This is a genomic window from Rhodanobacter sp. UC4438_H5, assembly GCF_052978405.1.
Genome location: NZ_CM129672.1, coordinates 2164820 through 2186290, shown reverse-complemented (window position 1 = coordinate 2186290; position 21471 = coordinate 2164820). Strand labels below are relative to the sequence as shown.

The 21471-nt window shown below is 67.9% G+C and carries 21 protein-coding genes; 13 read left to right on the top strand and 8 right to left on the bottom strand.

All coding sequences use genetic code 11. From position 1 onward, the window contains the following. Positions 1-2: 2 nt before the first annotated feature. Entirely contained in the window at positions 3-932 is a 930-nt protein-coding gene (locus tag ACVCL9_RS10395; RefSeq protein WP_447098186.1) for a hypothetical protein, read from the bottom strand. A gap of 295 nt (positions 933-1227) precedes the next feature. On the opposite strand from ACVCL9_RS10395, the gene ACVCL9_RS10390 reads away from it, so the two are divergent. From ACVCL9_RS10390 to ACVCL9_RS10380, 3 genes are all read left to right on the top strand, one after another. Further along, a complete protein-coding gene (locus tag ACVCL9_RS10390; RefSeq protein WP_447098187.1) occupies positions 1228-1614 on the top strand; it encodes a VOC family protein in 387 nt (128 codons plus the stop codon). 97 nt (positions 1615-1711) lie between these two features. Then, positions 1712-2335 carry a glutathione S-transferase family protein gene (locus tag ACVCL9_RS10385; protein ID WP_447098188.1) on the top strand — a complete coding sequence of 208 codons (624 nt, stop codon included), beginning with the start codon at positions 1712-1714 and terminating at the stop codon, positions 2333-2335. 102 nt (positions 2336-2437) lie between these two features. Further along, entirely contained in the window at positions 2438-2848 is a 411-nt protein-coding gene (locus tag ACVCL9_RS10380; RefSeq protein ID WP_447098189.1) for a nuclear transport factor 2 family protein, read from the top strand. Between the two features lie 96 nt (positions 2849-2944). Here ACVCL9_RS10380 and dmeF read toward each other — a convergent pair whose 3' ends face one another. Then, positions 2945-3883, bottom strand: coding sequence for a CDF family Co(II)/Ni(II) efflux transporter DmeF (gene dmeF / locus ACVCL9_RS10375; protein WP_447099529.1), 939 nt, complete (start codon positions 3881-3883; stop codon positions 2945-2947). A 54-nt stretch (positions 3884-3937) separates the two neighbouring features. On the opposite strand from dmeF, the gene ACVCL9_RS10370 reads away from it, so the two are divergent. Continuing rightward, positions 3938-4207 (top strand): metal/formaldehyde-sensitive transcriptional repressor, encoded by a 270-nt coding sequence (locus ACVCL9_RS10370; protein ID WP_395120057.1) that lies wholly within the window; start codon positions 3938-3940, stop codon positions 4205-4207. Between the two features lie 317 nt (positions 4208-4524). Further along, on the top strand, positions 4525-6156 hold the full coding sequence (locus tag ACVCL9_RS10365; protein ID WP_447098190.1) for a S53 family peptidase: 1632 nt from the start codon (positions 4525-4527) through the stop codon (positions 6154-6156). A gap of 105 nt (positions 6157-6261) precedes the next feature. Here the strand turns inward: ACVCL9_RS10365 and ACVCL9_RS10360 are convergent, their stop codons facing one another. From ACVCL9_RS10360 to ACVCL9_RS10350, 3 genes are all read right to left on the bottom strand, one after another. Beyond that, the gene (locus ACVCL9_RS10360; protein WP_447098191.1) at positions 6262-7428 is read right to left on the bottom strand and encodes a hypothetical protein; all 1167 of its coding nucleotides are present in this window, start codon (positions 7426-7428) and stop codon (positions 6262-6264) included. 207 nt (positions 7429-7635) lie between these two features. Beyond that, a complete protein-coding gene (locus ACVCL9_RS10355) occupies positions 7636-8880 on the bottom strand; it encodes an MFS transporter (RefSeq protein WP_447098192.1) in 1245 nt (414 codons plus the stop codon). A 342-nt stretch (positions 8881-9222) separates the two neighbouring features. Beyond that, a complete protein-coding gene (locus ACVCL9_RS10350; RefSeq protein ID WP_447098193.1) occupies positions 9223-11436 on the bottom strand; it encodes a hypothetical protein in 2214 nt (737 codons plus the stop codon). Between the two features lie 445 nt (positions 11437-11881). Between ACVCL9_RS10350 and ACVCL9_RS10345 the strand changes: the two genes are divergently transcribed. Together ACVCL9_RS10345 and ACVCL9_RS10340 are read left to right on the top strand one after the other, a co-directional pair. After that, a complete protein-coding gene (locus ACVCL9_RS10345) occupies positions 11882-12643 on the top strand; it encodes a class I SAM-dependent methyltransferase (RefSeq protein WP_447098194.1) in 762 nt (253 codons plus the stop codon). Positions 12644-12657: 14 nt separating this feature from the next. Continuing rightward, positions 12658-13011: a hypothetical protein gene (locus tag ACVCL9_RS10340; protein WP_447098195.1), complete on the top strand. Its 354-nt coding sequence runs from the start codon at positions 12658-12660 to the stop codon at positions 13009-13011. Here ACVCL9_RS10340 and ACVCL9_RS10335 read toward each other — a convergent pair. Both ACVCL9_RS10335 and ACVCL9_RS10330 read right to left on the bottom strand, forming a co-directional pair. Next, positions 12990-14363 carry a cytochrome C gene (locus ACVCL9_RS10335; RefSeq protein WP_447098196.1) on the bottom strand — a complete coding sequence of 458 codons (1374 nt, stop codon included), beginning with the start codon at positions 14361-14363 and terminating at the stop codon, positions 12990-12992. The genes ACVCL9_RS10340 and ACVCL9_RS10335 overlap by 22 nt on opposite strands. A 156-nt stretch (positions 14364-14519) precedes the next feature. Beyond that, positions 14520-14735 carry a hypothetical protein gene (locus ACVCL9_RS10330; protein WP_447099569.1) on the bottom strand — a complete coding sequence of 72 codons (216 nt, stop codon included), beginning with the start codon at positions 14733-14735 and terminating at the stop codon, positions 14520-14522. Between the two features lie 54 nt (positions 14736-14789). Here ACVCL9_RS10330 and ACVCL9_RS10325 point away from each other — a divergent pair, with 54 nt between their 5' ends. The 5 genes from ACVCL9_RS10325 to ACVCL9_RS10305 all read left to right on the top strand — a co-directional run bounded on the left by ACVCL9_RS10325 (position 14790) and on the right by ACVCL9_RS10305 (position 19331). After that, entirely contained in the window at positions 14790-15575 is a 786-nt protein-coding gene (locus tag ACVCL9_RS10325; protein WP_447098198.1) for an ABC transporter substrate-binding protein, read from the top strand. A gap of 86 nt (positions 15576-15661) precedes the next feature. Further along, positions 15662-17008 (top strand): cell envelope integrity protein CreD, encoded by a 1347-nt coding sequence (creD, locus tag ACVCL9_RS10320; protein ID WP_447098199.1) that lies wholly within the window; start codon positions 15662-15664, stop codon positions 17006-17008. Beyond that, a complete protein-coding gene (gene tsaB / locus ACVCL9_RS10315; RefSeq protein ID WP_447098200.1) occupies positions 17005-17697 on the top strand; it encodes a tRNA (adenosine(37)-N6)-threonylcarbamoyltransferase complex dimerization subunit type 1 TsaB in 693 nt (230 codons plus the stop codon). Before creD ends, tsaB begins: the two co-directional genes overlap by 4 nt. A gap of 207 nt (positions 17698-17904) precedes the next feature. Continuing rightward, entirely contained in the window at positions 17905-18672 is a 768-nt protein-coding gene (locus ACVCL9_RS10310; RefSeq protein ID WP_447098201.1) for a hypothetical protein, read from the top strand. 245 nt (positions 18673-18917) lie between these two features. Further along, complete coding sequence (locus tag ACVCL9_RS10305) at positions 18918-19331, top strand: DoxX family protein (protein ID WP_395120044.1); 414 nt, start codon at positions 18918-18920, stop codon at positions 19329-19331. A gap of 111 nt (positions 19332-19442) precedes the next feature. Here ACVCL9_RS10305 and ACVCL9_RS10300 read toward each other — a convergent pair whose 3' ends face one another. Continuing rightward, positions 19443-20480, bottom strand: coding sequence for a YeiH family protein (locus ACVCL9_RS10300; protein WP_447098202.1), 1038 nt, complete (start codon positions 20478-20480; stop codon positions 19443-19445). Positions 20481-20567: 87 nt separating this feature from the next. Here ACVCL9_RS10300 and ACVCL9_RS10295 point away from each other — a divergent pair, with 87 nt between their 5' ends. Further along, the gene (locus ACVCL9_RS10295) at positions 20568-21443 is read left to right on the top strand and encodes a LysR family transcriptional regulator (protein ID WP_447098203.1); all 876 of its coding nucleotides are present in this window, start codon (positions 20568-20570) and stop codon (positions 21441-21443) included. The last annotated feature ends 28 nt before the right edge of the window (positions 21444-21471 follow it).

Below are 21471 nucleotides of genomic sequence, written 5' to 3'. Positions count from 1 at the left end.
AGCTACGGATTCGGATATGGCAGGGTTCGAGGCACGACCTTGAGGGAAAAGTCGATGTAGCGATGCTCGGCCGGTACCGTGTTGTGGCCGACCCACTCGCCGCTGCGGGTCCACACGGACTCGTCCGGACTGATCGTCATGCCGCCGGCGGGCAGACCCTGCGTCATCTGGTCGGGCCGGTTGCGCGGGCCATCGCAGAGCGTCAGCGAATGATTGATGAACTCGGATTCGCCGGTGTCGTAGGTTCTGACGGCAAAGGCCGAATAGACGCTGCCTTCCAGCGACTCCGGCGACCTCTCCTCATGCTTGCGAGTGCCATCGGTGCTTGCGACATCGAGAGTCCAGTTGCCGGACATCGGCGCATCAAAACCCACTTCAATGCAGGTGCCGTCGCCGTCCGGCATGGTTTCATCGCGGGTCGGGACGGACAGCGTGACCCCCCGCAGCTTGCCGCTGGCCTGCACGGTTTCCTTCGTGGTGATGGTTTCGCCGTGTACCACGGCACGCCCGGTGCGCAGGCCCTTCAGGCTCACCGTGCCGGACGCAGGGGCGGGAAAGGGAGGCAGTTCCTCTTCGCGCGCTGGATGGAACATGTACTGGTTGTAGCCGAACTCCTTCCATGTACAGGCGAGCAGGTCTGCGGAGCCTTGGACGAGCGCGTGCATTTCGGTTCGATTGCTTGCGGTGCCGTCGTTGTCGTTGAATTCGTCGAGGTAGTCGACGCGGTAGCGCAATTCCACGTGCACCTGGATCAGGCGCGCAAAGGGAACAAGCGCACCGGTTTCGGCATCGACCGAACTGCAGGCTTCCGACAGGTCAGGGCTGTTGGCGGGGTTTGCCGGTGGTGCTTCCCCGGCATCCTGCGGTTGCATGCACGCGGCGAGGGGAACGGCGAGCAGGATTGCCAGCGTGACGAGCTTGTTGCGTTTCATCCGATTCCATTCGTACCGAGGTCGAGGCGGGCGGCGCAGATGATACGGGAACAGGGCGCGGCTCGTTGACCCGCATTTCGCGAACCGGCAGTCAGGATGCAGACCTGAGCCGGCGGCGGCTTGAGGTTCTCCGGAACAGGAACAAGGGGACGAAGGCAATGAGAGCTCCTTGTCCTGTCCTAGTTGATACTCCCCCCCTTATCTGCATGGCCGGGGAGCGGCGGGCAGCGCCCGCCCTGCACGTGACGCGCCGGTATACGATGGGCCGGAACATCCGACGCGACAGGACAACGACATGGCCAAGGTCACCGGACTGGGCGGCATCTTCTTCAAGTCGCGCGATCCCGCCGCGCTCGCGGCGTGGTACGCGAAACATCTCGGCCTGGATGCCGAGGCATGGGGCGGCGTGCGCTTCGACGAGGACGAACAGCGGCCCGGCTACACGCTGTGGTCGCCGTTCGCGGCCGACACCAGCTACTTCGGCGCGGGCCCGCAGTCGTACATGATCAACTTCCGCGTCGACGACCTCGACGCGCTGCTGGCGCAATTGCGCGCCGATGGCGTCCAGGTGGACGAGCGCGTCGACGAAAGCGAGTTCGGCCGCTTCGGCTGGATCACCGATCCCGAAGGCACCCGCATCGAACTGTGGCAACCGCCGGCCCAGGCCCCGACGGCGGCTTGAAGTTCGCCGCTGCCGCCGGCATCTGGACAGGACGTGCTGCTGCACGCCATTCCGCCGCGTCTGCCACGCGGCATCCGCTTCACCCAAGGAGACATCCATGAAGCTTTACAGTTTTTCCGGCTCGTGCGCGCTGGGCGCCAACATCGTGCTCGAATGGATCGGCCAGCCCTACGAATTGCAACTGCTGCAGAAGAATGATCTGGCGAGCCCGGCGATCCGCGCATTGAACCCGAACGGCCAGGTGCCGATCCTCGTCGACGACGGCTGGGCGCTCAACGAGAACGCCGCCATCCTCAACTACCTTGCCGACAAGTTCCCCGCCGCAAAGCTGGGCGGCGAACCTACTCCGCGCGGCCGCGCCGAGGTGAACCGCTGGCTGGCAATGATCAACTCCGACGTGCACCCGGCGTTCAAACCGCTGTTCGGCGCCACCAGCTACCTTGGCGACGAGGCGATGATCGAGAAGAGCAAGGACGCCGCGCGCCAGCAGCTGCGCACCTGGTTCGAGCGGCTGGACAAGCACCTGGAAGGACGCGACTGGCTGGCCGGCGAGCGTTCCATTGCCGACCCCTACCTGTTCGTCACCCTGCGCTGGACCCACGCGGTGAACGTCGACCTTGGCGGCCTCGCCAACTTGCAGGCATTCGAGCGACGCATGCGCGCCGACCCCGGCGTGCAGCGCGCGCTCAAGATGCAGAAGCTCGACCAGACGCACGCTTGACCGCACCACAGCGGCAAGGCCGCCACGCGCGACCTTGCCGTGGAACGGCGGACGCAGGCGGCGATACCATCAGCCGACCTTTCGCGCAGGAACAGTCCGCCGATGCATCCTTCGGCCGAACCCGAACCCGAACCCGATCCCGTCACGCCGCCGGAACTGCTGGGTGTGCTGCAGGCCCTGCGCAAGCGCGAGCCGATCTTCCATCGCCCCGAGTTCGGTCGCACGCGCGCCGACTTCGAACGCATGACCGCTGCCGACTTTTTCGAGATCGGCGCCTCCGGCCAGTGCTACAGCCGCGCCTGCGTGCTCGACGTGCTGGAACACCGCACCCCCGATCCCGCCGAACACAGCTGGATCACCCGCGACTTCCACTGCCGCGAACTCGGCGCGCACACCTACCTGCTCAGCTACACGCTGGAACAGGGCGAGCGCGTCAGCCGGCGCAGCACGATCTGGCGACGCGACGGCGACGACTGGGTCATCGTGTTTCACCAGGGGACGCTGGTCGCGTAGCCGCGACCGGCGCCATCGATTCGGCGCGCCCGGGTAGCGGCTGCCCAGGCGGGCGCGTCATACCGACGTTGTGGCGAGTGCGAGATCAGAGCGTCACTAGGCCACCGCGACCTCGACAGTCACGTGCACCAGTTCCTCGTGCACGGCCAACTGCCGGCGGACTTCCTCGGCGCTGATCGCCGAGGTGGCCACCAGGCCGAGGATGCAGGCGTAGCTGTCGCGGCCGACGCGCCAGACGTGCAGGTCGCTGACCGCCGCCGTGGCGAACTGATCGCGCACCACGTCGCGGATTTCATCGACCACCGGCTGGTCCATCTCGGCGTCCAGCAGGATCTTGCCGGACTCGCGCAGCAGGCCGAACGCCCAGCGCGCGACCAGGATCGAGCCGACGATGCCCATCACCGGATCGAGCCAGGCAGCACCGTATAGCTTGCCGCCGACCAGCGCGACGATGGCCAGCACGGAAGTTGCCGCGTCCGCGATGACGTGCAGGTAGGCCGCGCGCAGGTTCACGTCATGATGATGGTTGTCGTGCCCGTGGCCGTGATCGTGTCCATGCGCGTGCCCGTGCGCGTGGGGGTGCTCGCCCTTCAGCAGCCATGCGCACAGAAGGTTGACGCCCAGGCCGAGCACTGCGATCAGGATCGCGTCGTCGTAGTGGATCGTGGCGGGCACGAACAGCCTCTCCAGCGACTGCACCATCATCAGCGCGGCAACCACGGCGAGCAGCAGGGCGCTGCTGTAGCCGCCGAGTATCTCGATCTTCCAGGTGCCGAAGGCGAAGCGGCCGTCCTTCGCGTAGCGCCTGGCCAGCGCATAGGCCATCACCGAAAGTCCCATCGCCAGCGCATGCGAACTCATGTGCCAGCCGTCGGCCAGCAGGGCCATCGAGTTCAGCCAGTAGCCGCCCGCGATCTCCACCACCATCATCGCCGCCGTGATGTACACCACGCGCCGAGTGTTGCGCTCCGCCTTGGCGTCGACGTGGTTGAACTGGTGGCTGTGGGTGAATGCGGAGACGTCGGGGGCGGGCATGCTGCGTGCTCTGGTCATATACTCCCCCGCAGTATATGACGAGAGGCAGTCGCCGTGTCGCACATCCAGGAAAACCGCCGGAAGCTGGTCGCCCGCGTGCGCCGCATCAACGGCCAGCTGGCCTCGCTCGAACGCGCCATCGAAGGCGACACGGAATGTGGCGCCGTGCTGCAGCAGCTGGCAGCCGTGCGCGGCGCGGTCAACGGGTTGATCCTGCAGGTGATGGAGGGCCATCTGCGCTCGCACGTGGCCGGCCGCGGCAGCAGCAAACGGCAGGACGAACTCCTCCCGGTACTGGCGGTGTTGCGCAGCTACCTCAAGTAGCGGCGGTGCCTGCAACGGCATTTGCGGGCACCGAAGGACAGACCGTCATCGGCGGGTCTGATGGCCAGGTGCGGCAGGCCGGATTCGACCGCCTCGCCGCCTGTCGCGATTTCATGCGTTTCCGCAAGCTTTTGCGAATCAACCACTTGCATGCGTTTTTTTGACGGCTGCACGGATTATTCGCCCCCCCCGCGTGTTAGCGTCGAGGACTGGCGAGGCCAGGGATTCGTTGGGTGGGACCAGGGCCGCGTCACGGGATTCCGATTCGTCAATGACCGGAATTTTTCTGTTCGCACCATCAACCTCGGGGATCAACCATGCAGATGAAGAAGACTTCGCTGTGTCTGGCAATGGGGGCAATCTGGGCGCTGGCGTCCACGGTCGCAGCGGCGGCCGGCGTCGACTCGACGTGGAAGACGACGGCCACGCATGCGCACGTGCCGGCCGCGTCGGTGAACATGAGCAGCCTGGTGGCATCCAGCATGCCGCTGCACGTGCAGGTGACGCTGAAGATCCGGAACAAGGGTGCGCTCGACGATTTCATCGCCGCCGCACACAACCCGGCCAGCCCGCTGTTCCGCGCCAAGCTGCAGTCGAGCGACGTGGCCGCGAACTTCCTGCCGAGCCAGGCGCAGGCGCAGGCCGTGGCCGATTACCTGAGCCAGGCCGGCTTCAGTCACGTCAGCATATCGGCCAACCGCCTGCTGGTTTCGGCGGACGGTACCGCCGGCAATGCGGGGGCCGCGTTCGGCACGCGCTTGGTCAAGGCCACTGACGAGCACGGTCGCGCCGCCTACGCCAACATCGACGACGCCAAGGTGCCGGCGGCACTGGCCGACGTCGTGCTGTCGGTGAGCGGCCTGCAGACGGTGACGCATCCGCACACCATGCTGGCCAAGGCTTCGACGCAGGGACGCGTGGAGAAGGGCCGGCCGGGCGGCGGTGGCGGCGCGACCCTGGTCGGCCACAACCCCACCGCGTTTCCGACCATCTACAACGTGGTCGGCACCCCGACCGCTTCCACGGTCACGGTGGGCATCATCAGCGATGGCGACATGACCCAGCCGCTGAAGGATCTCAACCAGTTCACCAGCACCAACGGCCTGCCGGCAGTGAACACGCAGGTGGTGACGGTGAGCACGCCGGGTACCGACACCAGCGGCACGCCCGAGTGGGATCTGGACAGCCAGGACATCGTCGCGATGTCCGGCGGGGTCGGCAAGCTGATCTTCTACGCGGCCAACTCGCTCTCCAACAGCGATCTCACCGCCGCGTTCAACAAGGCGGTGAGCGACAACCAGGCACAGGTCGTCAACGTCTCGCTCGGCGAATGCGAAACCAGCGCCTACCAGGACGGCTCGATGGCGGCGGATGACCAGATCCTCGCGCTGGGCGTGGCGCAGGGCCAGACGTTCTCCATCTCGACCGGCGACTCCGGCTCGAACGAATGCACCAAGAAGCCGACCGGCACCACGCCGAGCTACCCGGCCAGTTCGCCGTACGTGGTGGCGGTGAGCGGTACGTCGCTGAGCACCGGCGCGTCGAACAGCTGGGTGAGCGAGACACTGTGGAGCGGCGCGGGCGGCAGCCCGAGTACGGTCGAACCGAAACCGAGCTGGCAGACCCAGGGCGGCGGCACTACCCGCGACGTGGCGGATGTGGCCTTCGACGCCGATCCCAACTCCGGTGCGATCATCATCGTCAATGGCAGCAATGCGCAGTACGGCGGCACCAGCCTGGCGGCACCGCTGTTCGCGGCCACCTGGGCCCGCATGCTCGCGGCGCATCCGACGCTGGGCTTCGCCGGGCCGCACCTGTACAGCGTATCCACCGCCAGCTATCACGACGTCACCTCCGGCAGCAATGGCGGTGAGACGGCGACGGTCGGCTGGGACTACGCCAGCGGCTTCGGCAGCGGCATCGTGAGTGCGCTGAACGCGGCCCTGTAAGTTCCGCGAGGCACCTGCGAGGGCGTCCGCCGGGAGGCGGGCGCCCTCGTCGCGTCGGGATGTTTTTGCATTCGAGGGCAGGAGCGCTCGCTCGCCTGCGGCAACTCAGTCGATGTAATCCACCTGAACCCCGGTGCGCCGGCTGAACTGCGCGGCGTTGGTCTGGACGGCGTTGAGGTTGGCGCCGCATTCCCCGCGCGATATGTGCACGGCTCGCACTTGCGCCGGGACCATGCGTACCCGCCGGAAGATGTGTGCCTCGATCAGCAGGTGGTTCTCCGCGCTGTCGGGCCGCGGATTGCCGTTGTGTGCGGAGGCCAGCAAGTCGGCCACCAGGGCTTTGGCGTTGGCCAGGTGGGTCGCGCTGGGGTTGGCCTGGTACTGCGATCGGGTCGCCAGCAGGATGGCGCCGCCGAACGTGTTGAAGCTCACCTGGTAAAGCTTGCCGCGATCGCCCTTCGCCTTGAAGCCGCTGCCGTTGGAGACCGGTGTGAAGGTGTCCATCGCAAAGTAGATCGCGTCCTTCTTGAAGCCGTCGTCCAGCTCGAACACGCTTTTGCCGTACTCGGTATTGGAGCCATGCACTCGGCGGCCGTAGTTCAGCGCCGCAAATACCTGGGAGTCCGCCGCCGCCCCGGGCGCACGCACATGGTTGGGGGAGTAATGCATGGTGGCCGGCGCCGTGGTGCCGCCCTGCTTCTTCACGTGCGGCAGCACCAGGCCGGCAGCGCCCACCTGGGTCTTGCCGTCGGCGAACTGGCCGTACAGCGCGTGACGGTCGGCCTTGGCCCGCACATGGGCCGGGTTTTTCGGGTCCTGGTTGGCGGTCAGCGCCGCATCGGTGGTATGCCGATCCCACATGGTGATGTATTCGTCGAAGCCGGGCCCCGTGCCGAACCAGCCGGTTGCGCTGAAATTGATCGTCAGCGGCGCCTGGTTGGCCAGGTTCTGCAACGGGGTCACCACGTTGGCCTTGAGCTCCTGGAGCAGGTCCGTTCCCAACCCGGCCTCGCTCTTGCCGCCAAGCACGCCGCCGACCTTGCGCACCAGGCCACCGGCGGACTTCACGCCGTTGCGCAGCACCAGCATCGTGCGCCAGCGATCCTTGATCTTCTTTGCCTTGCCGCCGAACGCTTCGCCCCACAGATCCCAGTCGTCGATGAGCTGGAAGACGTCGGCGGCCAATGTATTCGCCGGCCAGTAGCTGTCCACCTGCGTGATTCGACCGCCCACAAAGGTTTGTGCCGCAGCACTGCGCCATTCTCCGCTCATGGAATTTCCCCGGGTCAAGTGACGAAACGGCCATCCCCGCGTGGCGCGGCCGGCCCCCCAATCAGCCCGGCGATGGTACGCCGATGCGAGTTCGGTGCGCACGCGACATGCGCTGCGCGGCCGTCCCGCGGAGCATCCGTCCGGCGGCGCTCGTTGAGCGTCCGGGTGCAGCTTCCATGAGGCGGGACCCCGCTGCTGGCGCGTCGCTCAGTGCGATGCCGGGCGATGCCTGTGCACCTGCCGCGCCACCGGCACCAGCGCCAGCAACGCCATCACGGCAAAACCGGCACCGGCGAGGAAGGTGGCGCGCGAGCCGAACGCGTCCCACAGCGCGCCGGCCACCACGCTGGCTGCCAGCAGGGCCAGCCCGCCGACCAGGTTGAACATGCCGTACGCCGTGCCGCGCAGATCGGCCGGCGCGGCGTCGGCAACCATCGCCGCCAGCAGGCCCTGGGTCATGCCCATGTGCAGTCCCCACAACGCCACGCCCAGCGCCAGCCCCGCCAACCCGCCGACGAAGGCCAGCGCGAGATCGGCCAACACCAGCACCAGCACGCCCAGCGCGAGCAGCGTGCCGTGGTCGAAACGGTCGGCCAGCACGCCGACCGGATAGGACGAGAGCGCATACACCACGTTCAACACCACCAGCACCAGCGGGATCAGCACCAGTCCCAGCCCCAGCTCCTGCGCGCGCAGCACCAGGAAGGCCTCGCTGAAACGGGCCAGGGTGAACACCGCGGCGATCGTCACCACGCCCCAGTACAGCGGCGGCAGACGTGCCAGCTCGGTGCGCGACAACGGCGAACGCGCCCGCCTGCTTTCCCGGTCGCCCGGCGCGTCGCGCACGCCGAACACCACCAGCGCGAACGCGGCAAAGCCCGGCACCACCGCGAACCAGAACACCAGCGGGATGTTGTCGGCGGTCAGCCACATCAACGCGATCGCCAGCCCCGGGCCGAGGAACGCGCCGGTGGTGTCAAGCGACTGGCGCAGACCGAACGAGGCGCCACGCAACTCGGCCGGTGCCAGGTCGGCGATCAGCGCATCGCGCGGCGCGCCACGAATACCCTTGCCGACACGATCCACGAAGCGCGCCGCGACCACCCAGCCGAGCGTGCTCGCCAGCGGAAAGACCGGCTTGGTGCACGCGGCCAGCCCGTAGCCGATCGCCACCAGCAGCTTGCGCCGGCCGAGCCAGTCCGACAGCGCGCCGGAGAACACCTTGGTGATCGCCGCGGTGGATTCGGCGATGCCCTCGATCACGCCGACCGCGAGCGCCGAGGCACCAAGCGCGCCGACCAGGTACACCGGCAGCAGCGCGTGGATCATCTCCGAGGAGGTGTCCATCAGCATGGAGACCATGCCCAGTGCCCAGATGCCGGCCGGAATCCGGCGCAGCGCGGACGGCGTCTTCGCCGCGGCGTGGCGGGGTGCTTCCGGCTGCAGGCTCATCGCGGCGCCTCCTGGGAACTCGCGGGCGGCTCAAGCCGCCCGACGCCCGGGCAGGGTATAGCCGAAAGCGTGGCCGTGCTTGCCAGGCCGAGGCTCGCGGTCCGCAGGCAAGGGTTTTCGCCTGCAGGGGCGGCCGGGTCGCCTTCTATCCGGTATGGCCGGGAGAGGTTGCCGTCGCGTCGCGGCAGCGGCGCGAAATGGCAAAGCCGGCCTGAAGGGTGGCGGGCCGGACGTCTGGAGCGAAAAGAAGGCTGCGCGCCAGGCGCTTGCCGATATCGCGCAAGTACCTTGTGCGCAGCCACAACGGCGGCATCCATGCCGTTGCCTCCATTTGGCCTGCCGTCAGCTGGTGATCTCCAGTGCGAACGAGGCCGTCTCCGCATAGTCGTAACCCTGGATGCGGCCGCTGCCGGTGAAGTGCTTGGCGTACACGTGCAGGGTCACGCTGAAGGTGCACTTGCTCAGCACGACGCTGGGCACCTGCGTGGTGTCGGTCAGCATGGTCTGGAACGTCTCGCTGCCGGAGGACACCGCGCCGCCGGTCTCGCCGACGTCGGTATGGTTGTTGCCGCCCGACGGTGCCGGGCCGAGCGCACCGCTGTTGCCGTTCAGGCCTCGCTGCCAGCCGATGCCGTAGTGCCACATGAACGAATTGCCGTCGCCGTTGCCGGCGTGCTCGACGCCGTGCAGGTGGTAGGCGCGGAAGCCGATGGCGAAGGTGCTCGCCGCCGGGCCCGTCATGAACTGGCACTGGCTGGTGTTGGCGACGCCGTTCTTGCGCAGGTCGACAATGTCGCCGCCCACCGGCGTGTTGTCCACCCAGAACACGTGCGCCGCGTCGGCGAACGGCACCGGGTCGGTATCCACCGCGGACATCCAGCGGCGGAATTCGAACGGTTGCGCCGTGCCCGGCCCGCTTGCGCCGTTCGGCTTCACCCGGTTGCCGGCGGCATCGAACACTTCGATGACCAGCATGTACTTGCCGTCGGGGAACTGGCTTTGCGCCGTGTTCCAGCCCTGGTGGAACTGCCCGCTCAGGTAGCGGTGGTCGGGAGAGCTCCAGTACGGCACCTTGAACAGGTCGCTTTCCGCGCCGACGGTGGCCGGGCCCAGCAGTTCCGGTGCGCGCACCACGTCGCCGGGAATGTCCACCAGCTTGTCCCAGGTGACCGAGTCGTTCAGCACGATCGGCGCACCGACCGGCGTGCCGGCATCGCTCAGCGCAAACACCTTCAGCCGGTAGTACTTCACGAGCGGCTCCAGCTCCGGCGAGAACCACAGGCGCAGGCCCAGCCCGCCGCCCCACGGGCAGTCCGGCGCGTACGAGGTGGTGAAGGTGCCGTCGTCGGCATCCAGCGCGCCGACTTGCGACACCCCGGTCTGCACCGGGAAGTTGAAGTGGAAGCTGCCATAGCTGCCGACGTGCTCCAGCATCACGAACGGCAGGTTGCCGTTCGGCGGCGGCTCGCCCGGGCCGTCGGCGCAGACGCGCGCCTGCGGATCGTAGCTGTGGATGTCCGCCGTGCTGCCGGCGGCGAAATACTGGTGTGCAGCCAGCCCGTCGTAGACGACGTGCCAGGCGCCGTTGATCATCTGCCGCACGCGGTAGGCGTAGGTCGTGACGCAATGCTCGCGCGCCAGGTGGAACGGCGGGCGCAGGTAGCACAGGTCGAAACGGCCACCAGGCTGGATCATCGTCTCGCCGACCTTGCGCACCGAACAGTGGCAGAAGATCGGGTACAGGTACGGGCGCGCCAGCACGTACTCGCGCGCCGCATCTTCCGGCATCGCACGCAGCGCCAGGAAATCCTGGTGCAGGTTTTCCGGTGGCGTGGCGGCAAGATCGAACGCCGCCTTGCGCTGCTGGATGTCGCGCGCCGCGGCACGCAGCGAGCGCGGGTCGAAGGGCGCCGGGTCCGGCCCGGGGATCGGGTCGGGGATCGGGTCCGGCAGCGGTATCGGCAGCACCGCGAGAATCTCGCGCAACCGGTCCAGCAGGTCCGGGATGCGGAACCAGCGGCAACAGCATTCGCGTTCGTAGATCTCCACGACGCCGTCGCACAATGTCTCGCAACGCAGCGGGAAGCGCAGATGCGGGCGCAGCTCCGCAGTGATCGGCTTGATGCGCGCGACCTGGGCCAGCGCATACATCGGCTGCAGCCGGATATCGTCGAGCAGGTCCCAGAACCACGGCCGGCATTTGCTCACGGTGCCGCTGACGCACTGGAAACGGAAGTGGAAGCGGTTCCAGATATCCGGCCCCAGCACCAGTCCCTGCTTGCGCCACAGGTCGACCTGCTGCGCCACGCGGTAGCGCGCCAGGCTGTCCGTCGGCAGCGTCCTGAAATCCTCGACGTCCGGTCCGAACGCGATCGCGCTGGCCTCGCCCGGGTCCAGCCGCAACAGCTTGCCGTCGTAACTGCCCAGCTTCCTGATCGGGCGGCCGCTGACGTCCACCTTGTACGCCGCAAAGCGCGGCGGCTGCTGTCCATCATCGAGTCCGACAAAGGTGACTGTCAGATCCAGCGGTTTTTCCTTTTCGTTGCGACTGGCCATCGTGATCTCCGTGAAGCCTTGGCTGAAGACAGGTGTGTGGTGGCGCCCGTCCCGCGGCATCGGTGCGATCGCGACGCGCGGAACGGCGATGGCCGGCATCGGATTCGCGATGCCGCCATGACGATGGATGAGCAAGCCGTGTGCCACGGCCTTGCATGCCGCGCGGGCGCGCCGCGCCTGCGCCGCGACGCCGCACGGCGCGGGCGCATGGGGCAGGGGTGACCCGGTTTCGATATGCGCTGGGTGGCGCGTCACCCGCGCGATACGCGCGATGACTGCACGGGGTTGTGCCCCGCGGGTTCGGCTTCAGGCACGTCATCCACGCGCTGGAAACACAAACCGTCTACCCTAGGTTGCGCGTGCGCGAAGACATGGCGCACGCGCTGGAGCAGCATGGATTTGCGAGGCGCCTGCCGAGGCCCATGCACTAACCCGGAAGAAACGCATGTCCGTTGAACGAGGTGATCACGTCGCCAATTGGTTCCAGGCCGGTGGACAGAACTACGCCAGATTCCGCCCGGAGTACCCTCCGGCGCTGGCCGCCTTCCTGGCGCAGGCCGCGCCCGACACCCGCCTTGCCGTCGATGTCGGCTGTGGCAGCGGCCAGTTGACGGCGCAGCTCGGTGCGCACTTCGACGCTGTGCTCGGCCTCGATCCCAGCGTCGACCAGATCGCACACGCGCCAGTCAGCGAACGCGTGCGGTATGCCCAGGCCGCCGCCGAACACCTGCCCGTGCCCGATCGCAGCGCGAGCCTGGTGACTGCCGCGCAAGCCGCCCATTGGTTCGACCTCCCCGCGTTCCATGCCGAGGTCCGGCGCATCGCCCGGCCCGGCGCCCTGCTGGCGTTGGTCAGTTACGGCGTGCCGAAACTGGACGAGGAGCTGGATGCGTGCTTCCTGCGCTTCTACCGCGAGGGCATCGGCCGCTTCTGGCCGCCGGAACGGCAGCTGGTCGACCGCGGCTACGCGGACCTCGACTTTCCATTCGCGGAGTTCCCGCCGCCCGCGATGGCGATACGGAAAACGTGGTCGCTCGGCGAGCTCATGGGCTACATCGCGACCTGGTCGGCCGTGAAACATGCCGTGAAGGAAGGCCATGGCCAGCTGATCGAGCGTTTCTCGACGGAGCTGGCCGCGCGCTGGGGCGATCCGGAAACGCGACGGCCGGTGACCTGGCCCATCAACATGCGCACGGGGATCGTGTGAGCCTGTCTAAGGGGATGGAAACATCCAGCGGCTCCGGATGCGCCCGGAGCAGCGCGGGCATTGCCCGGCAGTTTTCCGTCACCGTCGCGGACATCACGTTCACCATCGCGGTTTCCGACATGGGCGTTCCCGCGTGCCCGCAGGAGCGCACCTTGTGCGCGATGCTCTTGCTCGTGACACCCCAACGCGAAGAGCGGTCGATCGTCTTCGGCGACCGAGTCACTTTTCTCTTGCGCGGCCAGGAGAACCGCAGCCAGAAGAGAAGGCCGCCCCGCTTGGCGCTTGCCGGACTCCTGTCCGGCAAGTCCGTGAGCCGGGGCCGGGTTTTTCGCCAGGGCCGACCTGCTCAGATCGCCAGCCAGACGTAGCAGTAGAGCGTGTCGTTGTCCCTGGCGTTGCGCGTTGCGCCGTCGACGCCGTGCACGCGCCCGCTGAAACGGTTGAACCAGGTGTATTCCAGGCCCAGCCGCACGTTGGCCCAGGGTTGATGCCACGAGCCGGACTGGTAGTCGAACTCGACGCTTTCGCCCTGGGTGTTCGGCGAGCCGTCGTTGCCGTAGAGCGTGACGTCCCTGCTGCCGTTGTCGACGAACGACGCCAGGGTCACGCCGTAGGTGTGGCGGTACCAGTAGCTGCCCTTGAGGTTGAGCGACTGCAGCGTGTCGTGCAGATGGTCCGATCCGCCATCGCCGTAGGTGGCATCCAGGCGCTGGCTCTCGTGGACGTACAGCCCGTCGACGGTGACGACGTGGTCGCCATTGGCGTACATGTAGCTGGAATCCACGCCGAAGTCGCGGAACCGGTCGGTCGGCCCGGGCAGCGCGACCGCGTCGCCGACCGCGTTCGGGCCAGCCAGTCCGCGGCGCATGTCCAGCATGAACCCGCCGAGGGAGAGGCTGCCGGTGGGCAGGTTCCACGTGTAGGCCACCCGCGTGTATGGCGTGACCCCGCTCAGGCGGCCGTCGTAGCCGGCATTGACGTGCCGCAGGAACGCCGGCGACAGCGAGCGGTAGCCGCCAGCCTCCAGGTACCACGCGCCGTCCAGTTGCACGTAGGCGCTGGCGCCGATCACCTGACCGCCCAGGCCGCCGAACAACATCGGCTGAGCCGGGGCGCCGGGCGCCAGATCCGCCGACATGTACGGGTACATCCACGCCGGCGCGGTGTTGAACACGTCGCTGACGGTGGGGTTGTTGTTGACCGAGATGCCCCAGATGCCGCTGTGTTTGCCATGGCTGAACATGCGCGCATAGCGCCAGTCCACGTTGTCCCAGCCGAGCAGGCCGCCGTTCTCGGAGTAGGTCGCCTGCGCGAAGACGCCGGTGTGCTCGCTCAACCGCCCGGCCAGAAACACCGACGCCTGCTGCAGCTCGGTGTTGTCGTTGGTGCCGAAGCCCTTGGCTGGAGCTTCCGCCTGGGCTTTCTGCGTGTGCGTGAACGACTCCACCAGCATCGCCGAAAGCGGCACGTCGGTCTGCTCGCCGACCTTCATGGTGTAGCCCATCAGCTTGAACTGGCGCCCGAACTGGGTCAGCTCCGGCCCGAAGCCGCCCACATGGCAGGCTACGCACGGTTGCTGCGTCTGCCGCGCGTACGAGGGCACCGCCGATGCCGGGGTGGGTATCCCCAGCCATGCGAGCGCGATCAGCGCGATCCAGCGCGGTGGTCGGGCGAAGGCAGTGAACCGGCTCGCAATGAGGCTGTTCCGGCAAGCGTTCATGACATGCTCCCCACGATTCCAGTGTGATGGCTGGATACGGGGGCAGTCTTTGCCGATCGGATGCCCGCGATATTGACGTCCATCAAACGCCGGCGATACGTCTCTCGCGTGCAAGGCCGCAGGCGCTTGAGCGGCCCGCGGAATATCACCGGGCCATCACGGGCGCACCCGATCGGCGGCCACCGGCGCAAGAAAAACATGCAGGAAATTGCGAATCGCCACGCGGGGACAGCGGCGCAAGATTCGCCCGCAGCGCACGTTCGGGCGATCGCTTCCGGCCGATGGCGGCATGACCTGCAGCGTGCTGTCGATGGATTCGTTCGCCTTCGGCCTGCCGGAAGCCAGCCCGGCCCGAGCAAGGCCGGCAGGCACGCCTTGGCTCGCAAGCAGGCATTGCGCCACACTGCGGCAGTTCCCGAGGCCGGCATGCCGATGCGCATCTTCTCCCACACCTGCTCCAACACCGAGATCGTCTGCGCGCTGGGCTGCGCCGACCAGCTGGTTGGCGTGGATGCCGATTCCGATTACCCGCCCGACGTGGTGGCGCGGTTGCCCAGTACCGGGCGCGATCTGGATCTGGACGTGGAGGCGGTGCAGGCGCTGGAACCGGATATGGTGCTGAGTTCGCTGACCGTGCCGGGGCACGAGCAGGTGGTCGCCGAGCTGCATGCGGCGGGGCTGGCCACCCTGGTGTGCGATCCGCAATCACTGGATGACGTGTACGACGACATCCGGCGCATCGCCGCCGCGTTGGGCGTGGTCGAACGCGGCGCCTCGCTGGTGGCGTCGATGCGTGCGGCGATGCCGGCGGCGGAGGTGCCCGGCGCGCGTCCGCGCGTGCTGGTGGAATGGTGGCCCAAGCCGGTGATCGCGGTGGCCCGGCAGTCGTGGGTGAACGACATCATCCACCTTGCCGGCGGCATCAACCCGTGGGGCGAGGTGGATGCCCGCAGCGTGCCGCTGCACTATGCCGACGCGGCGGCCGAGCGCCCCGACATCGTGGTGATGAGCTGGTGCGGCGTGAAGGTGGAGAACTACCGCGCCGACAAGGTGCGCGGGCGCCCGGACTGGGCCGAGGTGCCGGCAGTGCAGCACGACCGCATCCATGCGATCAGCGAGGCCTACCTTGGCCGGCCCGGTCCACGGCTGGTCGAGGGCTATCGGCAGTTGCGCGCCGCCATCGTGGCTGCCGGCTCCCCCGCGATGCCATGACTCGGCCCGCATCCCGCCCGCCGTCGCCCGCTGCAAGGCCGCCCGCACTGGTGTGATCGACGCTCCGCCAACGGGGAGCGAATGCGATGGGCAAGTGGACACAGACAGTGACCGCCAAGGTGCTGGGGGTCGGGTTGCTGGCGTTGCTGATGACGATACCGCTGCTGCAAGTGCGTGGCCTGGTCAGTGAGCGCCAGCAGCTGCGCACGACGGCGATCACGCAGATCGCGCAGGGTTGGGGCGGCAAGCAGGTGCTGGGCGGGCCGCTGCTGGTGGTGCCGACGCTGCGCGAGGTGACGCCGGCGGGTGCCACCACGCCGCAGTGGCAGGCCGGCAGCGAAAGCATCCTGGCCGACACGCTGGCGATGGACGTGGCGATGAGCGTGGACACACGCAGCTACGGCATCTACAGCGCGCCGGTGTACGTGGCCACGGTGAAGCTGGCTGCGCAGTTCCGCGCGCAGGATCTGGCCCAGTTCCGCCGCGCCAGCGATGCGCCGTGGCGGGCCGGCAAGGCCGAGCTGCGGTTGGCGCTGGCCGACCTGCGCGGCCTGCAGGAAGTGAGCGAGCTGCGCATCAACGGCCAGCCGGCACGCTTCGAATCCTCCGCCGAGCGGCTCGGCCCGTGGCCGAACGTGGTGGTGCCGATCGACCTGGATGCGCTGGGCGCCCAGCCGGTCGACGTGCAGATCACCTTGAAGCTCGCCGGCACCGAGGCGTTGCAATGGCTGCCGCTGGCGCGCAGCACCGACGTCAAGATGCACGCGCCGTGGAACGATCCCAGCTTCATCGGCGCGGCGCTGCCGCTGGAACACAGGATCGACGCCACCGGATTCAGCGCACGCTGGCATCTGCTCGACCTCAACCGCAGCTACGGCCAGCACTGGACCGATCGCGAGGACATCGACGCGGCGCTGGCGGCGTCGAGCTTCGGCGTGCAGCTGTACCAGCCGGTGGACGTGTACCAGCGCAACGTGCGTGCGGGGAAGTACGGGCTGCTGTTCATCGCGCTGACCTTCGTGGCGTTCTTCTTGTTCGAGGTGCTGAAGAAGCTGCGCGTGCATCCGGTGCAATACCTGCTGGTCGGCGCGGCGCTGGCCACGTTCTACGTGGTGTTGCTGGCGTTGTCCGAGCAGATCGGGTTCGGCCCGGCCTACGCCCTGGCCGCCACGGCGGTGGTGCTGCTGGTGGGCGGCTATGCGATGGCGGTGCTGCGCGCGCGGCGCGCGGGCGCGCTGCTCGGCGGCGTGCTCGGCCTGATCTACGCGATGCTGTACGGGTTGATCGCCGCCGAGCAGTACGCGCTGCTGGTCGGCGCGCTGGTGCTGCTGGCGGTGGTCGGCCTGATGATGTTCCTGACCCGACGCATCGACTGGTATGCCTGCGGCCCTGCGTCGGGCGAACCGCCAGCCGCTATCATGGAGCGATCATGAACCTGCTTGCGATCGAAACCGCCACCGAAGCCTGCTCCGTCGCCCTGATCCACGGCGAGGAACTGATCGCCCGCAGCGAAATCGCGCCGCGCCGGCATACCGACCTGGTGCTGCCGATGGCTGACGCGCTGCTGGCCGAAGCCGGTATCGGCCGCCACGCACTGGACGCGATCGCGGTGGGCCGCGGCCCCGGCGCGTTCACCGGCGTGCGCCTGGCCGTGTCGCTGGCGCAGGGCATGGCCCTCGCGCTGGATCTCCCGGTAGTCACCATTTCCTCGCTGGCCGCGCTGGCGCTGGAGGCGCCGGAAGAGGAGGGCAGCGCGATCCTCGCCGTGATCGATGCGCGCATGGGCGAGATCTACGCCGCCAGCTATCGCCGCGACGGCAGCGGTGGCCTGCTCGCGCTGGACGAGGAACGCATCTGCACCGCCGACACGCTGGTGTTGCCGGAAGCCACCAGCTGGCAGGTGGTCGGCACGGGCTGGGCGACCTACGCCACCGCGATCAGCCAGCGCCTCAGCGGCACCCTGCATTCCGCCGACGGGCTGCGTTATCCGCAGGCGGCGCATGTCGCCGAGCTGGCGCTGCGCGAGTTCCAAGCCGGCCATGTGCTGGCTCCGGAACAGGCCTTGCCGGTGTACCTGCGCGACAAGGTGGCGCTGACCCTGGTGGAGCAGGGGCGGGGGTAAGCCTCCCGCGGCGAGCATCGCCGCGTAGCATGTTCCGCGCCAGCAACGCTCGGCGAGGAACCCGTTTCCCGGAATTTATTTTCTGCCGCGCGCCCGCCGGCGGCCAGGTGGCGCGCGCATACTCGCGCGGTTGGGCCGCCGCCACAGGCGTGGCGGGGGAGACCCGACACCATGCGGGCAGGGTTTTCGACCCTGCGGGGAGGACTCATGAAAGGCATTGCACTGAGTGTGTTGTCTGCGGGTTTGCTGTTGGCCATGGGCGGCGCAGCCGCGGCGGACGCGCCCGCGAAAGTCTCGCGCATCTACACCGACACCGTGGCACCGGCGAGCCAGCAGGCGTATCTCGCCGGCATCAAGAGCTACAACAAGTGCCTGGCCGAGCACGGCTTCAAGTACGCCTGGACGGCACTGACCCATGAGACCGGCGACGTCTACGCCTATTCGTATGTCACCGACCCCGTCAGCTGGGCGGATTTCGACGTGATGCGCACGCAGGGCAAGGCCTGCGACGCGACCTTCCAGCAGGAGGTGAATCCGCACCTCAAGGGCGAGATCAGCGTCTTCATCCAGGAGGAGGCCGAGATGAGCCACAGCGCATCGAAAGGCATGTCAGGCGACCTCATGGAGATCACCTACTTCAAGCTGAAGTCCGGCTACGGCAAGGGCAAGGCGTTCACCGATGCAGTGAAGAAGATCACCGCGGCCGCCGCAAAATCGAAATGGGCCTACTCCTACCGTTTCGTGCGGGTCATGGACGGCGGCGCCGACGCGCCCGACTTCATGGTGGTGAGCTATTCGCCCAGTTGGGCGGAGCTGGGTGCCGACGCCAATCCCAGCCTGTGGAAGATGGTCGAAAGCGTGTACGGCAAGGACGGCGCCACCGACCTGCGCAAGACGCTCGGCGACACGATCGAACAGGAATCGTCGCACATCGACCGCCGCGACGCGGAGCTGACCTACAACCCTGCCCGCTGATGGGGCGCATGACGCCCGGGCCGCTTTCCCCGCGCGGGAAAGCGGCCCGGAACATCGCCGCGGAGCCACGCATGGTCGTCCCGGCACCGGTGTACACCTCGATCGAATGGCGTAGGATGACCGCGAGGGGCCTCGCCGGGCATCGCGTGGATGGCGTCCACGCATGCGCCACGGTGCGGCGGCGAGCCTGGTCCGCAGCGCGAAGGTGCGCTGCGCTGATGACGCCGACGGCGAGGGAGGAAACCATGCGCTACGACCTGTTCGCGAATCGCAAAGACGAGCTGATCCTGCTGGCCCGCATCCTGCTCATGGTGCTGTTCGTGAAGTTCGGGCTGGACAAGCTCACCGGCTTCACCGCCACCGTCACCTACATGACCTCCACCGGCATGCCGCTACCGGGGCTGCTGACCCTGATCGCGGTGCTGATGGAGTTCGTCGTGGGCATCCTGATCGTGCTCGGCTTCTACACCCGGCCGCTGGCACTCGCGCTCGCCCTCTACACCCTGGCCGCGGCGCTGATCGGCCACCGCTACTGGAACATGGAAGGCATGGCCCACTACCTGAGCATGATCAGCTTCTACAAGAACATCAGCATCGTCGGCGGCCTGATCCTGCTGAGCATCACCGGGCCGGGCAAGTACTCGCTGGACAAGCGCTGAGCCCGGTTCCTCAAGCTAAGGGGTGGCCTCGACCTGCAACGCCGCCGGCCGCCCGCGGGACCGTAGGAGCCCGCTCGCGGGCGATCCCTTTCAGCGAATCCCGAAAAACCGCTAGAGCCGCCCGATCAGCAACTGCACCAGCAGACTGCTGACCGCCACCGCGATCCACACGCCCAGCCCCAGCAGGATCGGCCGCGCGCCGCTGGAAACCATCTTGCGCAGGTTGGCGGAGAGCCCGATCGCGGTGAGCGCCACGATGATCATGAACTCGGCCAGCATGTGCAGCGCCGGCTGGATCGCGACCGGCACCAGGCCCAGCGTGCGGATGCCCGAGGCCACCACGAACCACAGGATGAACCACGGGAAGATGCGCGCCAGGCTGAAGCCGACGCTGTCGCCGGCCTGCGCGTGCTGGCGCTTCTCGCGCGCCGCCACCACGAAGGCGAGCACCAGGCAGATCGGGATGATCAGCGTGGCGCGGGTCAGCTTGACGATGGTGGCGTAGTCGCCGGCGGCATGGCTGTAGCTGTAGCCGGCGGCCACCACCGACGAGGTGTCGTTGATCGCCGTGCCGGCCCACAGGCCGAAGCCCAGATCCGACAGGTTCAGCAGGTGGCCGAGCAGCGGAAACAGCAGCACCGCGATCACGTTGAACAGGAAGATGGTGGAGATCGCGAACGCGGTGTCGTGGTCGTCCGGCTTGATGATCGGGGTCACCGCCGCGATCGCCGAGCCGCCGCAGATCGCCGTGCCCACGCCGATCAGGATCTTCAGCTTGTCGTGCACGCCCAGCCAGCGCCCCAGTGCCCAGGCGCTGAGGAAGGCCATGCTCATGGTGATCAGGGTCACCCACAGCGATTCCAGCCCTGTCTTCGCCACCTGGGTCAGGCTGAGCCCGAAGCCCAGCGCGATGATCGACCACTGCAGCACCTGCTTGCCGCCGAACTGGATGCCCGGGGTGAAGCGCGCGCCAGGCGCAAACACGTTGCGCACGATGATCCCCAGCACGATGCCGAACACCGGCCCGCCGATCAGCGGCACCCAGCGTCCCAGCAGCAGCGCCAGCACGCCGATCGCCACGGCCAGCGCGAGGCCGGGCGCGCGGCTGCGCAGGGAGGGTCGGGGGACGGCAGCGGTCGAGGCGTTCATCAGGGACTCCGCGGGAAGCCGCCATTGTCGACCCGGCCATCCATCAATAGAACTTTGAACTTCTGATTCCGTGTATAAGATGCCTTGATGGTCAACATCAGCCCGCGCCAACTGGATGTGTTCGTGCAGGTCGCCGTGCTGGGCAGCGTGCGCGCGGCGGCCGAACGGCTGCACCTGACCCAGCCCGCGGCCAGCATGGCGCTGGCCGAGATGGAGCGCCAACTCGACGCGCCGGTGTTCGATCGCCAGCGCGGCCGATTGCACCTCAACGCGCGCGGGCGCGAGCTGCTGCCGCTGGCGCAGGAACTGCTGGAGCGCCACGCCGAGTTCGGCCGCCGCGCGCGCGTCGAGGGCGCCGCGCTGGCTGGCGAGCTGCGCATCGGCGCCAGCAACACGGTGGGCAACTATCGCGTCGGCGAATTGCTGGGCGCCTTCGTGCGCGCGAACCCGCAGGTGGCGATCCGCCTGCGCGTGGCCAACACCGAGACGATTGCCGCCGCCATGCTCGACCATGGCCTGGACATCGGTTGCGTCGAAGGCCCGGTGACCCACCCGCAACTAGAAGTGCGGCCGTGGCGCGACGACCTGCTGGTGGTCTGCGCGCCGCCGGACCATCCGCTGGCGCGCAAGCGCAGCCTGAAACCGGCCGATTTCGCCGGCGCGCGCTGGGTGCTGCGCGAACCCGGCTCGGCCACCCGCGCCACCAGCGAACGCGTGCTCTCGCAACTGCCGCCCGGCGAAACCGTGCTGGAACTCGACCAGATCGAGGCGATCAAGCAGGTCGTGGTCGCCGGCCTCGGCATCGCCTGCCTCCCCGCCGTGGCGATCACCGACGCCGTCGCCGCCGGTCACCTCAAGGCCCTGCGCACCCCCTTCCTCGACCTGCGCCGCAAACTCTCCCTGCTCCTGCACCGGCAGAAATATCGCGGCGCGTTGCTGGATGCGTTCCTGGAGAAGCTGTAGAGGAGATGCTGCCCGCTGATTTCGGCTC

Bases quoted from the DNA above. Each gene is read 5' to 3' on its own strand.
- ACVCL9_RS10395 (WP_447098186.1), bottom strand. From the start codon at position 932: ATGAAACGCAACAAGCTCGTCACGCTGGCAATCCTGCTCGCCGTTCCC.
- ACVCL9_RS10390 (WP_447098187.1), top strand. From the start codon at position 1,228: ATGGCCAAGGTCACCGGACTGGGCGGCATCTTCTTCAAGTCGCGCGAT.
- ACVCL9_RS10385 (WP_447098188.1), top strand. From the start codon at position 1,712: ATGAAGCTTTACAGTTTTTCCGGCTCGTGCGCGCTGGGCGCCAACATC.
- ACVCL9_RS10380 (WP_447098189.1), top strand. From the start codon at position 2,438: ATGCATCCTTCGGCCGAACCCGAACCCGAACCCGATCCCGTCACGCCG.
- dmeF (WP_447099529.1), bottom strand. From the start codon at position 3,883: ATGCCCGCCCCCGACGTCTCCGCATTCACCCACAGCCACCAGTTCAAC.
- ACVCL9_RS10365 (WP_447098190.1), top strand. From the start codon at position 4,525: ATGCAGATGAAGAAGACTTCGCTGTGTCTGGCAATGGGGGCAATCTGG.
- ACVCL9_RS10360 (WP_447098191.1), bottom strand. From the start codon at position 7,428: ATGAGCGGAGAATGGCGCAGTGCTGCGGCACAAACCTTTGTGGGCGGT.
- ACVCL9_RS10355 (WP_447098192.1), bottom strand. From the start codon at position 8,880: ATGAGCCTGCAGCCGGAAGCACCCCGCCACGCCGCGGCGAAGACGCCG.
- ACVCL9_RS10350 (WP_447098193.1), bottom strand. From the start codon at position 11,436: ATGGCCAGTCGCAACGAAAAGGAAAAACCGCTGGATCTGACAGTCACC.
- ACVCL9_RS10345 (WP_447098194.1), top strand. From the start codon at position 11,882: ATGTCCGTTGAACGAGGTGATCACGTCGCCAATTGGTTCCAGGCCGGT.
- ACVCL9_RS10340 (WP_447098195.1), top strand. From the start codon at position 12,658: ATGGAAACATCCAGCGGCTCCGGATGCGCCCGGAGCAGCGCGGGCATT.
- ACVCL9_RS10335 (WP_447098196.1), bottom strand. From the start codon at position 14,363: ATGAACGCTTGCCGGAACAGCCTCATTGCGAGCCGGTTCACTGCCTTC.
- ACVCL9_RS10325 (WP_447098198.1), top strand. From the start codon at position 14,790: ATGCCGATGCGCATCTTCTCCCACACCTGCTCCAACACCGAGATCGTC.
- creD (WP_447098199.1), top strand. From the start codon at position 15,662: ATGGGCAAGTGGACACAGACAGTGACCGCCAAGGTGCTGGGGGTCGGG.
- tsaB (WP_447098200.1), top strand. From the start codon at position 17,005: ATGAACCTGCTTGCGATCGAAACCGCCACCGAAGCCTGCTCCGTCGCC.
- ACVCL9_RS10310 (WP_447098201.1), top strand. From the start codon at position 17,905: ATGAAAGGCATTGCACTGAGTGTGTTGTCTGCGGGTTTGCTGTTGGCC.
- ACVCL9_RS10305 (WP_395120044.1), top strand. From the start codon at position 18,918: ATGCGCTACGACCTGTTCGCGAATCGCAAAGACGAGCTGATCCTGCTG.
- ACVCL9_RS10300 (WP_447098202.1), bottom strand. From the start codon at position 20,480: ATGAACGCCTCGACCGCTGCCGTCCCCCGACCCTCCCTGCGCAGCCGC.
- ACVCL9_RS10295 (WP_447098203.1), top strand. From the start codon at position 20,568: ATGGTCAACATCAGCCCGCGCCAACTGGATGTGTTCGTGCAGGTCGCC.